Origin of the sequence: Catenulispora acidiphila DSM 44928 (assembly GCF_000024025.1) — a bacterium.
Lineage (GTDB): Bacteria > Actinomycetota > Actinomycetes > Streptomycetales > Catenulisporaceae > Catenulispora > Catenulispora acidiphila.
The window spans coordinates 2,822,241-2,835,668 of sequence record NC_013131.1 but is presented as its reverse complement, the minus strand read 5'-3'; the positions used below and the strand labels follow the sequence as shown (position 1 = coordinate 2,835,668).

The following is a 13,428-nucleotide window of genomic DNA, read 5'->3' as shown; positions in this document are numbered from 1 at the left end:
AGCGAGCGTCGAAACGTCCCGTGCGTACGATCGTTATATGCCCACGGCAGCCGGCGGTGATCCCGAGATCGCGCAGGTCGCGACCGCGTTCGCCGACCCGCGCCGGGTCCGCGTGCTCATGGCGCTGTCCGACGGACGCGCGCTTCCGGCGGGCCGGCTCGCCGAGGAGGCGGGAGTCGCGGCCTCGACGGTGAGCAACCATCTGGCGATCCTGCTGAGCCATGGGCTGGTCACCGCGCAGCAGCAGGGCCGGTACCGCTACTACCGGCTGGCGAACAGCGACGTCGAGGGCGTTCTCGAAGCCCTGGCTCGCTTGGCGCCGTCCACGCCGATCACCTCGCTGCGCGCCCACACCCGCGCGGCGGCTCTGCGGACCGCGCGGACCTGCTACCGCCACCTGGCCGGGGAGCTGGGCGTCAAGCTGTTCGGCGGCATGCTGGACCGGAAGTGGATCGTCGGCGGCGACGGGCTCCATCACCCGAATGATGCGGTCGACCGGCTGTCCGCGCCGGGGCGCAAAGACCTGTATCGGCTCACGGATGCCGGCGAAGGCGCGCTCGCCGAGTGGGGCGTCCCGGATCCGGTGCTGAACACCGGCACGCCGCTGCGCTACTGCGTGGACTGGACCGAGCAGGCGCACCATCTCGCGGGCCCGCTCGGCACCGCGGTCACCGACCGTTTCTTCGAGCTCGGATACCTCGCGCGCGGCACCGTTCCGCGCAGCGCGCGGCTGACCTCCCTGGGCCGCGACAGGCTGGCCTGGCTGCGTCCGTGACGCGCTGAGCGTCCAAAAACGGACATCTCGTGTCTCAGTTCACGGACGATCACACAGGCACTATGCCCAAGTGTCGCAGAATGTTGTATCAGTCACGAAACATCCAGATGCGACGCTGGATGCTGTTCAATCATCTTTGGCCTCATACACAGTCATCCGACCGATACCTCCGCGCGCCGCTGTGCGCCCAGCGTCGATCGCGGACCATGGACTGGAAGGTGAGAAGGCATGCCCAAGACTCATTCGCCCCTGGAAACCCGCATCGCGATCGTTTCCACCTACGCACCGCGCCGCTGTGGCATCGCCACGTTCTCGCAGGACCTGACCACGGCGTTGGCCGAGGCGGCGCCCGATCTGGCAGTCGAGATCTGCGCCTTGGACCGGGACGGTCTGGACTACCCGCCTGAGGTCACGGCGATCATCGAGCAGGACTCCTACTCCAGCCACCGCCGGGCGGCCACGCACCTGGCCGACTCCGGTGTCGACGCGGTCGTCATCGAGCACGAATTCGGGATCTTCGGCGGCAGCGACGGCGCGTGGATCACCGGATTCGCCGCCGAACTGACGCGGTTGGGCGTGCCCTACCTTGTGACGTTGCACACAGTGCTCTCCGAGCCGACCTGGGCTCAGGCCACGACGCTGCACCAGTTGTGCCGGGAGGCCGCGGCGGTCACGGTCTTCACCGAGACGGCGCGCACGCTCGCGGTGCGGACCGGGATCGCGCCGCCGGACCGGATCGTCCACGTGCCGCATGGCGCGCCGACGCCGGTCACCGACTATCAGGCCACGAACGAGATCGGCGCGGAGGTCCGGCGGGTGCTGGACGAACTCGCCGGACGGCGGGTGCTCTCGACGTTCGGGCTGATCTCGCCCGGCAAGGGCTTGCAGACCGCGATCGAGGCGCTGGGCATGATCGCCGAGGAGCACCCGGACGCCGCGTATCTGATCGCCGGGACCACGCACCCTGAGATCGTGCGCAACAGCGGCGAGGACTATCGCGAGAGCCTGATGAAGGCGGCCGAGGAAGCCGGCGTCGCCGACCGGGTGGCGTTCCTGGACAGCTTCCTGACCGAGAACGAGATCGGCGCGATCCTGGCGCAGACGGAGATCTTCTGCACTCCCTACCGGTCGCGCGAGCAGATCTCCTCCGGTGCGCTGACGTTCGCGGTCGCCGCCGGGAAGCCGGTGGTGTCGACGGAGTATCACTACGCGGTGGACATGCTCGGCGACGGCGCCGGGATCACCGTTCCGCCGGAGGACCCCGAGGCCTTCGCCGAGGCGCTGCGCACGCTGCTCGGCGACGACGCGCGCCTGGCCGCCGCGAGCGAGGCGGCGCGCGAGCGCGGGGCGCTACTGCACTGGGACGCGGTGGCGCAGCGGTTCGCCGCGATCGTGCGGGCTTGTGCGGCGCAGCGTCGGCACAAGGCTCCGGCGGGGAGCGTGCAGCCGCCGCGGCTGAAGCTGAAGCATCTGACCCGGCTCACCGACTCCGGCGGGATCATGCAGTTCGGCCAGGGGATGCGGCCGGATCCGGCGTCCGGGCACTGTGTCGACGACGTCGCGCGGCTCGCGATCGTCGCGGCCGGGTTGTGTGCGGAGCACCCGCAGGCGCTGCGCGGGGCGACGCCGCACGAGTGGCTGGACACGAGCCTGGACTTCCTTCAGCAGGCTTACGATCCGGCTGCGCGGGCGGCGCGGAACATGCGCACGGTCGACGGACACTGGCTGGACGAGCCGCATCCCGGCGATCATGTCGGGCGGCTGATCTGGGCGCTCGGCGAGATCGCGGCGGCGCCGGCGGTCCCGGACAAGTTCCGGGAGCGGGCGGGCGAGCAGTTGATGGACATGCTGCCCGCGGTGCGGAATCTGACTGCTCTGCGGAGCACGGCGTACGCGGTGCTCGGGCTGGTGCAGATCGCCGAGCCGACGCGCGAGTTGGAGCAGGGCGTGGAGCGGCTGGATGCGGCGTGGCGGGACAGCGCTACCGGATCGTGGCCGTGGTTCGAGGAGCGGTTGTCCTATGACAACGCGCGGTTGGCGCAGGCGTTGCTGGCCGGCGGTGCTCGGGCGGGGGACGCGGAGGTCGCGGGCCGGGGACTGGTCGCGCTGGACTGGTACGTGAAGCAGGTGGGGCTGGACTTGTCCGGCGATGGCGACGCTGGGTCTGCTGCCGATGCCGATGGCGATGGCGATGGCGATGGCGATGCGGGCTCCGGACAGCTGGCGTTGGTCGGGAATCTGTGGCGGCGCAAGGGATTCCCGCGTCCTGAGTACGAAGGGGATGAGCAGCCGATCGACGCCGCGGCCGTGGTCGAGGCGAGCGCACAGGCGTGGCGGATGACCCGGGACGCCCGGTACGCCGGGGTCGCGCGACGTTCCTTCGCGTGGTTCCTGGGGGACAATCGGCTTGGACTGCCGTTGTACGACGCCGGTTCCGGTGGATGCCGGGACGGGCTGCAGGCCGCCGGCACCAATCCGAACCAGGGGGCGGAGTCGACGCTGGCCTATCACCAGGCTCGCCTGGGGCTGATCCGGGCGGGGTTGGCGGACTGAGGATCGACGCCATCTCATATGAGGGGGAAGCAGCCTTGCCGACCAAAGACGACGCCATCCGGGACTTGTTCCGGCGCGAACCGGCCAACCCGATCCTCACCGCGAAGGACTGGCCCTACCGCGTGAACACCGTGTTCAACCCCGGCGCGGCGATGCACGACGGGGAGACCGTGCTGCTGTGCCGGGTCGAGGACGCGCGCGGGATCTCGCACCTGACGGTCGCGCGCTCCCCCGACGGCGTGCACGGCTGGCGGGTGGACGCCAAGCCGCTGCTGGCCGAGGATCCGGGCGACCACACGTCGATGTGGGGCGTGGAGGACTGCCGGGTGACGTGGGTGCCGGAGCTGGAGAAGTACGTGATCGCCTACACGGCGTACGGTCCGTCAGGGCCCTGCGTCGCACTGGCGACGACCGAGGACTTCCAGTCGGTGGAGAAGCTGGGCGCGGTGATGCCGCCCGACGACAAGGACGCGGCGCTGCTGCCGCGCCGGGTCGGCGGCGACTTCGTGCTCTACCACCGCCCGGTCAGCTCCCGGGACAGCAACCGCGGCAACATCTGGCTGTCGCGCTCGCCCGACCTGCAGCACTGGACCGCGCCGGAGCCGGTGATGGCCAGCCGCGAGGGCCCGTGGTGGGACGCGGCGCGCATCGGGCTCGGCCCGGCGCCGATCGAGACCGAGCACGGCTGGCTGGCGATCTACCACGGCGTGAAGCAGATGCCGGCCGGACCGCTGTACCGCGCCGGCCTGGTGCTGTTCGACCTGGACGACCCGGCCCGCGTCCTCCGGCGCTCCCCGGCCTGGGTGATCGGACCGTCGGCGGAGTACGAGAAGCGCGGCGACGTGCCGAACGTGGTGTTCCCGACCGGCATGGTGCACGTGGAGGACACCGGCGAGCTGCGGCTGTACTACGGCGCCGGGGATTCGGTGGTCGCGCTGGCGACGGCGAATCTGGGCGAGGTGCTGGACCACTTGTGGCAGTACGGGTGAGGGTGAGGGTGCTGGGTGTGACGCTGTGAGGGCAGCGCGGGGGGGCAGCGGCGGTCGCGTGAGTGCTGCGATCGCCGCTGACGTCGCCTATATCGCCAATATCACCCAGCGTTGTCAACTCGCTGTTATCAATCCGCCTCATCGATCTGGAACCCGACCTTCAGCCCGACCTGGAAGTGCCCGACCTCGCCGTCCTTCAGGTGTCCGCGGATCTGGGTCACCTCGAACCAGTCCAGCTTGTGCAGGGTCGTGTTGGCGCGCTGGATGGCGTTGCGGATCGCGGCGTCGATGCCCTCGTGCGAGGAGCCGACGATCTCGGTGACGCGGTAGGTGTGCTCGCTCATGGTTGCCAGGCTCAGGCAGGTCGGAGCCCCGCGCATCCCCGCAGGCGGCACGGCAGCGTCCGATCGGGTGATGACACGCGCACCACAGGCGCGAACATGCTTCGATGGCCGCATGACGACGCGGTTCGCGGGATTCACCGACGAGGCCTTCGACTTCTACCTCGGCCTCGCCGCCGACAACTCGAAGGAATACTGGACCGACCACAAGCACGTGTACGAGCAGGCCGTCCGCGAACCCATGCAAGCACTCCTCGACCAACTGGCACCGGCCTTCAACGCCAAGCCAAGCATGTTCCGCCCCCACCGCGACATCCGCTTCAGCCACGACAAGTCCCCCTACAAGACCCGCCAAGGCGCCCTCCTGAACATCGCCCCCGGCGTCGGCTACTACCTCTCCCTCGACGCCGACGGCCTCTACGTAGGCGGCGGCTTCCACCCCCACCACCGCGAGCAGACAACCCGCTTCCGCGCCGCCATCGACCAACCCGCCACCGGCACGGAGATCGAGGCGATCGTCGCCAAGCTAGAGAAGCGCGGCTTCGAAATCAGCGGCGCCCAAGTCCGCACCCGCCCCCGCGGCGTCCCGGCAGACCATCCGCGCCTGGACCTGATGCGCCGCGAGTACGTGACCGCCAGCCGATCGGTGGCGCCGTCGGAGGCCGCCGGCTCGGGCTTCGCGACCGCGGTGAAGAAGGACTGGCAGGCGATCACGCCACTGGTCAGCTGGATCATGGCCAATGCCGCGCCGAGCACCGAGGAATCTGAGGGAACCGAGAAGTTCTAGGGGCGCCAGCAAACTAGTTCCAGACAGCCGCGCCGAAGAACCACGGATCGGCTGGACGATGGTCCGCGCCGAAGAACCGCAGGTCGGCTGGACGATGGTCCGCGCCGAGCACCGAGAAGCCGAAAGCAGCCAGTCGCCTAGATCATGGCGCGCTGAGCAGCAAGGAGCCGCGGGAGCGCCACGAGCAGACCGCCGATGGTCCGCGCCGAGCGGCGAGCAGCCACAGGCCGCCGCGCGCGAAACCGCCGGGCGGCCGGATCGTGGCGCGCCGAGTGGCGAGAAGTGGTGGGGCGCCGTCGGCAGCGCTGCCGGGCAGCCGGATCATGGCGCGCCAAGTGGCGAGAAGTGGCGGGGCGCCGTCGGCAGCGCTGCCGGGCAGCCGGATCATGGCGCGCCAAGTGGCGAGAAGTAGTGGGGTGCCGTCGGCCGGCCAGATTGTGGCGCGGCGAGTCGCGAGAAGCAGCGGGATGGCGTCGGCAGCGCTGCCGGGCGGCTGGATCGTAGCGCGCCGAGTGGCGAGAAGTAGCGGGGTGCCGTCGGCAGCACTGTCGGCCGGCCGGATCGTGGCGCGCCGAGTCGCGAGAAGTAGCGGGGTGGCGTCAGCAACAATGCCGGTCGGTTGGATCGTGGCGCGGCGAGTGGCCAGAAGCGGCGGGATGGGCGTCAGCAGCACTGCCGGGCGGCTGCATCGTGGCACGCTGAGCGGCGAGAAGCAGCGGGGTGCCGTTGGCAGCGCTGCCGGGCGGCTGGACCGTGGCGTGTGGCTGGTGCTGGGGAGGTGTGGGGCGGCTGCCGCGGCTGGCAATCCAGTGGTCGCGTGATCTGGGCGCTGGCATGCTGGCCGGGTGGCGAAAGTGGAGATCAGTATTACGTTCGACCCTGGGTTGCATGTCTTTGTGTCGGCGGCTAACCGTGGGGTGGGGGCTGGGGTTGCGACTGATGGCGTGTCGAGTCTGGGGCATGTTGTGGAGGCTCTGGGGGTGCCGTTGGTTGAGGTTGGGGAGTTGGTGGTTGATGGGCGGGTTGTGGGGGTTGGGCATGTGCCGGTGAGTGGGGAGCGGGTGGAGGTGCGGAAGTTGGGTTTTCCGCAGCGGGTTGGGGGGTCGTTGCGGTTTTTGCTGGACGTTCATTTGGGGACGTTGGCGCGGCGGTTGCGGGTGCTGGGGGTTGATGCCGCGTATGAGACTCCTGATGTGGGGGATGCGGCGTTGGCGGCCTGGTCGGCTCGGGAGCAGCGGGTGATGCTTTCGCGGGATCGGGGGTTGTTGCATCGGCGGGAGTTGTTTGCTGGTGCTTATGTCTACAGCCATAAGCCTGCGGTGCAGCTGGATGAGATTCTTGATCGGTTTCAGCCGGTGTTGGCGCCGTGGACGCGGTGTACCGCATGTAACGGTGTGCTGCGGGCGGTGGCGAAGGAAGAGATGCGGGATCGGTTGGAGAGCGGGACTGCTAAGGCTTATGACGCCTTCGCTGAGTGCGAGTCCTGCGGTCATGCCTATTGGCGTGGGGCGCATTCGGCGAGCCTGGATGCGATTGTGGAGCAGGCGATGCGGGGGCGGTGAAAATGCCCGGGGCGGGGTGTCCCTGCGGGTAATTGTGCCGGTGTGCCCGATCGGTGGCGCGGGTTAGGGTCCCCTGTCCAGTATCGCCCCGACCTGCCTGAACGAACGTTCCGGGACCGCTTGGCGGGGTGTCCGGCATGGCAGGGGGAACGTCCGTGGGCATCTTGGGCAGGTTGCGGAGCATGGTCGACTTCGGGTTCAAGGTGCTGCCCGATGCGCCCGCGTTGACTGCGCGGCAGGAGCGCGGGCTGGCGCTGGGTGCGGTGTACGCGGTCGGCGACGATCTGCCCATCAATGCCCTGACGGCCGGCTCCGATCCGCAGAGCGCGGCGAAGGTCTTGGAGCAGGCGTGGGATGTCTATGACGCCCAGTCGGCGCGCGCCACCTACCGCTTCCTGCTCGAGGAGGGCGGGCACCGCGATGTCTACGCCTGCGTGCGCGGCTACCTGAACGCGGGCTGGGACCTCAGCCGCGCCGACGAGCGGGCCCGGGTGGAGCAGGCGACGCGGGAGATCCCGGCGATCGCGATGCAGCGCGGTGAGCGGCCAGATGTGGCGTTGAACTACTTCCAGTCGGCGTGGCCGTCGCGGGCGATGATGCAGGGGCACTACCCGCGGCGGATCATCGAGAGCATCGCCGCTTGGGACGCCGCGCGCGTGGTGCACGTGAGCCGCTTCATCGTCGACGCCGGGTACCTGCCCGCGGACGAGGCGTGGGCGGCGATCGACGCGGCGGCGCGGATGGTGCTGCCGGAGTATCCGTCGTGGGAGGAGTTCCAGCTCGGCTTCCTGGCCGGGCGGGTCTTCTGGCAGTGCAACGGCACGTTCGACGCGCAGGAGGTCAGCGCCGACTACCGGAGGTACACAAGCAGCGGGAAGTCGTTGCTGAGCAAGGCGGACAGCCCTTGGCAGCGCCTGCCCTGGTGAGGCGATACGCCTAGGTACGGCTAGATAAAGCTAGGTGCGCCTAGGTACGCATCACCCGGATGCCCGCGTCGCCGAACTCCCCGGCGGTCTCCTCGTCCAGTCCGGTGTCGGTGATGAACAGGTCGACGTCGGCCAGTCCGCCGAAGCGCGCCATGCAGTCGTTGCCGACCTTGCTGTGGTCGGCGAGCAGCACGGTGCGCCGCGCCGCGCCGATCATCGCGCGCTTCACCGCGGCCTCGGTGATGTCGGGGGTGGTGAGCCCGCGCCCGACCGAGACGCCGTTGGTCGCCACGAAGGCGACGTCCACGCACAGCTGCGACAGCGGAGCCAGAGCCCAGTCGTCGACCGCCGCCATGGTGCGGCCGCGGATGCGCCCGCCGAGCATCAGGACCGTGAGATTGGATCTGGTCGCCAGCTGTGCGGCGAAGGCCGGCGCGTTGACGATGACGGTCAGTTCCCGGTCCACCGGCAGGATCTCGATCAGGCGCCCGGTCGTGGTCCCGGCGTCGATGATGACCGAGCCCTCCTCGGGCAGCTCGGCGAGCGCGGCCTTGGCGATCCGCTCCTTCTCCGCGGTCATCACCGCGTCCCGCGCCGCCACGCCCGGTTCGAATCCGAGGCGCTCGACCGGGATCGCGCCGCCGTGCACGCGCCGCACGACCCCGGCGCGCTCCAGCACCGTCAGGTCGCGCCGGATGGTCTCGGTGGTGACCGCCAGCTCCTCGGCGAGCCCCACGACGTCGACCCGCCCGTGCGCCCGCGCCTTCGCCAAGATGGCCTGCTGGCGCTCCTCCGCGTACATGTCCCACCCCTGATGTCGCCGGTCGCCGGGTGCGTCGGTTGGGCGCCGTATCGCTGCGTTTCGCTGGTCGCCATTGTAAGGGCGCCGGATGCCGCCAGCAGGGTCACCGCCGCCCCGCCGTCACATGTGGAAGCCGCCTTGGACGTCGCCGTCGATCTGCACGAGCTTGTCGATGCTCTCCGCGTCGACCTGCACGAGCCGTTCCACCTCGCCGTAGTTCACATTGCGCGCCGCAGCGGCGGCGGCCTGCTGCCCGGGCTGCGCCGTGAGCGAGAACAGCGCCGGCAGCCGCCCCGGATCGGTACGGGCCAGCGCGGCGAGGTAGCCGGCGAGGAACGCCTGCAGCAGCGCCGGGTCGGCGGCGGCGGGCACGACGGCGTCGACGCCGGCGGAAGCGGGGAACAACGCCAGCGCCTGGGTACGGGAATCATCGAGTTCGGCCGCTGCCTGCTTGGTCGCGGCGTGGTCGCCGCGCCCCCAACGGCGCGCGACGGCGTCGCGAGTGGCGGTCCAGGCGTCGGAGAGCATGGCGGTGGCGAGGTTCTGGGCGCCGGGAAGCAGCAACGTCGACAGGTCCATGGGTATGACCATGACGGGTATCGCAGGGTTCTTCAATGGGGAGGGAAGCCTCGTGGCGGGGTCGAAGCCGAAGAGTGTCGCGCAGCAGCTCTTCGAGGCGCAGCAGCGCAGGGCGGCGCACAAGGCGGCGGTGGAGAAGGCAGCCAAGGCGGAGCAGGAGAAGGAGAAGCGAGCGGCAGCGCGCCGGGAGGACGCGGCTGCGCGGCAGGCGCAGCGTGCGGCGGAGGACATGGCCAAGCGACAGCAGGCGGCTGACGCCAAGCAGGTGCAGCAGGTCCTTCGGGAGATGGAGAAGCGCGAGACGCTACGTCAGCAGGCTGAGGCGCGCGAAGCCCTGGCGCGGGAACGGGATGCCGCGCGCGGGCAGAAAAATCAGGCTCTGCAACAGCTCAAAGACGAGGCGGCGGAACGCACCCAGAAACTCGAGCACCGCGTCCAAGCGATCGGCAGCGTCCTGACGAATCGCGATCGCGAACTGGAGCCGCTGCGCGCGGATTCCAGCGCCGCCCTGAGAGAAGGCGACGAGCAGAGCTTCGCCGATCGCGTCGCGGAAATCCTCGCCGAGCGCTCGTTCCTGAAACACGCGCACCCCGAAGTGACCTACTCCCCCGACGCCCACCGGCTGACCGTCGCCGTCGATCTGCCGCGCACCGAAGGCATACCGACCGACAAGGCGTTTCGATACGTAGCAGCGCAAGGCGAAATCGTCGCGATCCCCCGGCGCGCATCAGAGATCCAGCGCATTTATCAGGATGCTGTCGCGCGCCTTGCGCTCTGCGTCGCCGACTACGCAGCCGCCGTCACCGCGCCGGAGACAGTCGACGTCATCGCCGTCAACGGCCACGTCCGCGGCACCGATCCGGCGACCGGACAGCCGGTACGGCCCTGTCTGGTCAGCCTCGTGGTGGAGCGCAGCGTCTTCGAACGCGTCGCGCTGGACGAGCCGCGCCTGGACCCGGTGTCGTGCCTGCGCCATCTGAACGCGCGGCTGTCCGACGACGCCTACGGCCTGGAGCCGGTGCTCCCCTTCATCGATCCCGACCAAGAGCGGGACCGCCGCAACGAGACAGCGACCGGGCTGGACCTCGCCACGATGGACCCCTACGACTTCGAACGCCTCATCCGCGACCTGTTCCTCGCCATGGGCTTCAAGGCCTGGAAGACCCCGGACAGCCGCGACGGCGGCGTCGACGCGGTGGCGGTCCGCGACGACATCGCCATCGGCGGCGTCTGCGTCATCCAGGCCAAGCGCTACTCCCACACCGTGCCGGTCGAGGCGGTGCGCGCCCTGTACGGCACGATGCAGGAGAAGAAGGCCTACACCGGCCTGGTCGTCACCACCTCGTCCTTCGGTCCGGCCAGCTACGCCTTCGCCGCCGAGGTCGGGCGCATCACGCTGATCGACGGCCCGCGCCTGCGCACCCTGGTCAAGGAGCACCTCGGCATGGAGGTCCTGATCAGTGGACGCAGGACAGCGAGGAGCTGACCGCCAGAGCCATCGGTCCACCGCCGCGGGAGAGGCGCCGGAAGAAGCTCAGGATCCCGGCGACGCCGTACGCCCAGGAGGCGCTGTACTCGCCGGGGTGGTCGCGGACGAAGACCGGGTGGCCGGCCGGGCCGGCGCTGCGCACGAGCAGTTGTGCCACGACCGCGCGCGCCGCCTCCCGGTACCGCTCGTCGCCGTCCCGGCCGGCGATGTCGATCAGCATGTTGCCGATCCCGGACAGGCCGCAGCACTGCGTCGGCTTGTCCATGCGCGGGATGAGCGCGATACAGGCGTCGGCGGTGCGGCGTGCGGCGTCGGTGTAGGTGCTGTCGTTCAGGTACTCCCCCGCGGTCAGCAGGCTGGTGACGATCCCGGCCAGGCCCTGGCACCAGGACGCGGCCAGCGGTGCGGTCGTGGGCCGGACAGACTGCGCGGCGAGCCGGTCGGCCCGCCGGACGAGTTCGCGGGCGCGCTCGTCGGCGCCGATGAGGATGGTGTCGTCGGCCAGGTGGGTGCCGATGACGGCGAGCGCGTCGACCGTGCCGGCCAGGCCGTGTCCGCGGGCGGCGGAAATCTCGACCCCTGAGGTGTCGCCGAGCAGACCGGGCTCGGATCCGGGGTCGGGCATGGTGTTGGCCAGGACGTGCTCGGCGCACAGCCGGGCGGTGTCCAGGTGCTCGGGGCGTCCGTCGAGGTCGCGCAGGAGCAGGTGGCCGAGTCCGATACCGGAGGCGCCGCTGATCAGGTCGGAGTATTCCGGTTTCCAGTCGTGGTCGAGGATTTCGACGTCGCAGGGTTTCGCCTCGGGGTCGGCGCGGGCCACGACGCCGGGTGTCAGGCGCCGGGCGGCGGTGAGCCGGAACACGTCGAGTCCGGTGCGTCCGGTCCACAGTCCCGGTCCCAGCCGGACCACCTCGGCGCCGCGCCGGCTGAACGGGACCAGGTCGGCGACGAGGTCGGACACACCCGGGGTCTCCAGGTGTTCCAGCAGCTCCAGGCCGATGCCGGCGCCGCCTCGGTAGACGCAGCCGTCCACGCCGACCTGTTCGGTGCGCGGGACCTCGGTCAGGATCCTGCGGGTCTGGTTCGTCAGGTCGCTGAGCAGGTTCGCGCCGATCTCGTCGATCAGCGCGTCGGTCACCGGCGCGGAGGCCGGGAGCGCGGTGCGGGTGCGGCGGGCGGCGGAGAAGTGCCCGGCGGCCATGCGCCGCGCCGCTTCCTGCACGCGGTCGTCGTCCATGCTGAGCAGATCACAGATCAGCCCCAGGACTCCGCCCGGGGCTTCACCGCAGCGTGCTCGGATCATGCGTAAGGCGATGCGGCGCGGCTCGTCCACGTCGCGGCTCAGGACGACCGCGGGCAGCGCCGACCAGGCGTAGCACAGGGTCGTGCCGAGGGCCAGGAGGTCGTCGCCGGTCGTGGCGTCCTGGTGCCGGAACTGCCGGGCGCTGGAGTAGCCGGAGGTGCCGCCGGGCAGATACAGGCCGTTGTGTCCGGCCAGTCCCAGGTCGATCAGCTTGGCGCTGCCGTCCGGGGCGACGACCACGTTGCGCGGGTTCAGGTCGCGGATCAGGACGCCGCGTTCGTGCACCGCCAGGATGATGGTCGCCATTTGCCGCGCGAGCTGTTCCAGCGTGCGGCCGGGGACCGCTTCGGGGGCGGCGGCCGCGGGATAGCGGCCGTTCTCCATCACGTCGTCGGCGAGGTTGCTGCGGCCCACGTCGCGGGTCACCAGGAACTCGTCGGTGCCGGCGCGGAAGTGGTCGACGTACCCTGCCACGCCGTCCACGCCCTCCAGAACGGCCAGCACGCGGCGCTCGTTGCGGACGCGCAGCCGGGTGTCGACGCCGTCCTCGCCTTCGTCCACCAGCGCCCGCGACTGCTTGACGATGACGCGGCTGCCGTCGCGGACGTCCACGGCGCGCATCACGTCGCCGCGGCCGGCGTGCACGATGCCGGCGTCGACCTCGTAGTGGTCGCCGAGCCGGGTGGAGTGGTTCGGGGAGCGTTCCCAGTCCCGCGCACCGGGCTCGCCGGTGAACGGGTCCACGGCCCAGGTCGGCTGGCGGTAGCGCAGGGTCGCCAGCGCCGGGAACTCCTCGCCGTCCGGGCCGGTCAGGGTCATGACCAGCTTGCCTTGGGCGTCGGCGCCCCACGGCTTGTCGATGGGTCCGTAGCGGTAGTAGACCGGGGCGTCGGCGGCCACGCGGCGGTCGCTGAGCACGCGCGGCGCCGCCCGGCCGCGTAAGAGGTGCGCGAGCATCAGCCCCACGGCGCGGACGCGGTCCTGGTCGGGATAGACGGTGAACGCCTTGCCGATCGAGGACGGCGTGGTGGTGCCGTCGTTGAGCCGGGCCAGGGCGTCGGTGGAGCCGGCCATCTTGAACGCGCAGCCCTCGGCCAGCAGCGCCGGCACGATCACCTCGGCGGTCTCGGCCAGGGCGCCGGTCCGGCTGGAGATGTGCAGCTTCCAGCCTTGTTCCATCACACGCGCACCCGGCGGGCGGACGCCCAGCCAGGTGGTGCCTTCCTTGAGCCCGATCTCGACACCGGCCTGGGCGGCGTGTTTTCGGATCAGGTGCTCCACGTCCTGCGGCGACAGCCCGCCGTTCATATCGAACGTCCTTC

At 70.4% G+C, this 13,428-nt stretch carries 12 protein-coding genes; 7 read left to right on the top strand and 5 right to left on the bottom strand.

Features of this window, described 5'->3' with window-relative positions:
- Positions 1 to 37: 37 nt before the first annotated feature.
- From CACI_RS12495 to CACI_RS12485, 3 genes are all read left to right on the top strand, one after another.
- A complete protein-coding gene (locus tag CACI_RS12495; RefSeq protein ID WP_012786718.1) occupies positions 38 to 775 on the top strand; it encodes an ArsR/SmtB family transcription factor in 738 nt (245 codons plus the stop codon).
- Positions 776 to 1,003: 228 nt separating this feature from the next.
- Positions 1,004 to 3,328 (top strand): glycosyltransferase, encoded by a 2,325-nt coding sequence (locus CACI_RS12490; protein ID WP_012786717.1) that lies wholly within the window; start codon positions 1,004 to 1,006, stop codon positions 3,326 to 3,328.
- Positions 3,329 to 3,363: 35 nt separating this feature from the next.
- Positions 3,364 to 4,317, top strand: coding sequence for a glycoside hydrolase family 130 protein (locus CACI_RS12485; protein ID WP_012786716.1), 954 nt, complete (start codon positions 3,364 to 3,366; stop codon positions 4,315 to 4,317).
- A gap of 128 nt (positions 4,318 to 4,445) precedes the next feature.
- On the opposite strand, the gene CACI_RS12480 is transcribed toward CACI_RS12485, so the two are convergent.
- Positions 4,446 to 4,661, bottom strand: coding sequence for a dodecin (locus CACI_RS12480; RefSeq protein ID WP_041540184.1), 216 nt, complete (start codon positions 4,659 to 4,661; stop codon positions 4,446 to 4,448).
- Positions 4,662 to 4,773: 112 nt separating this feature from the next.
- On the opposite strand from CACI_RS12480, the gene CACI_RS12475 reads away from it, so the two are divergent.
- Positions 4,774 to 5,445: a DUF2461 domain-containing protein gene (locus CACI_RS12475; protein WP_012786714.1), complete on the top strand. Its 672-nt coding sequence runs from the start codon at positions 4,774 to 4,776 to the stop codon at positions 5,443 to 5,445.
- A 142-nt stretch (positions 5,446 to 5,587) separates the two neighbouring features.
- Here the strand turns inward: CACI_RS12475 and CACI_RS12470 are convergent, their stop codons facing one another.
- A complete protein-coding gene (locus CACI_RS12470) occupies positions 5,588 to 6,118 on the bottom strand; it encodes a hypothetical protein (protein ID WP_041540183.1) in 531 nt (176 codons plus the stop codon).
- A gap of 172 nt (positions 6,119 to 6,290) precedes the next feature.
- Between CACI_RS12470 and CACI_RS12465 the strand changes: the two genes are divergently transcribed.
- Both CACI_RS12465 and CACI_RS12460 read left to right on the top strand, forming a co-directional pair.
- The gene (locus CACI_RS12465) at positions 6,291 to 7,007 is read left to right on the top strand and encodes a Mut7-C RNAse domain-containing protein (RefSeq protein ID WP_041540182.1); all 717 of its coding nucleotides are present in this window, start codon (positions 6,291 to 6,293) and stop codon (positions 7,005 to 7,007) included.
- Between the two features lie 137 nt (positions 7,008 to 7,144).
- A complete protein-coding gene (locus CACI_RS12460; RefSeq protein WP_083795683.1) occupies positions 7,145 to 7,933 on the top strand; it encodes a DUF1266 domain-containing protein in 789 nt (262 codons plus the stop codon).
- Between the two features lie 40 nt (positions 7,934 to 7,973).
- On the opposite strand, the gene CACI_RS12455 is transcribed toward CACI_RS12460, so the two are convergent.
- A complete protein-coding gene (locus tag CACI_RS12455; protein ID WP_012786711.1) occupies positions 7,974 to 8,735 on the bottom strand; it encodes a DeoR/GlpR family DNA-binding transcription regulator in 762 nt (253 codons plus the stop codon).
- 120 nt (positions 8,736 to 8,855) lie between these two features.
- Positions 8,856 to 9,326: a hypothetical protein gene (locus CACI_RS12450; RefSeq protein ID WP_143765211.1), complete on the bottom strand. Its 471-nt coding sequence runs from the start codon at positions 9,324 to 9,326 to the stop codon at positions 8,856 to 8,858.
- Between CACI_RS12450 and CACI_RS47710 the strand changes: the two genes are divergently transcribed.
- Positions 9,319 to 10,800, top strand: a complete 1,482-nt coding sequence (locus CACI_RS47710; protein ID WP_012786709.1) for a restriction endonuclease — start codon at positions 9,319 to 9,321, stop codon at positions 10,798 to 10,800. The two genes, CACI_RS12450 and CACI_RS47710, sit on opposite strands and share 8 nt — an antisense overlap.
- Here CACI_RS47710 and CACI_RS12440 read toward each other — a convergent pair.
- Complete coding sequence (locus tag CACI_RS12440; RefSeq protein WP_012786708.1) at positions 10,772 to 13,414, bottom strand: class III lanthionine synthetase LanKC N-terminal domain-containing protein; 2,643 nt, start codon at positions 13,412 to 13,414, stop codon at positions 10,772 to 10,774. The genes CACI_RS47710 and CACI_RS12440 overlap by 29 nt on opposite strands.
- Positions 13,415 to 13,428 lie beyond the last annotated feature (14 nt).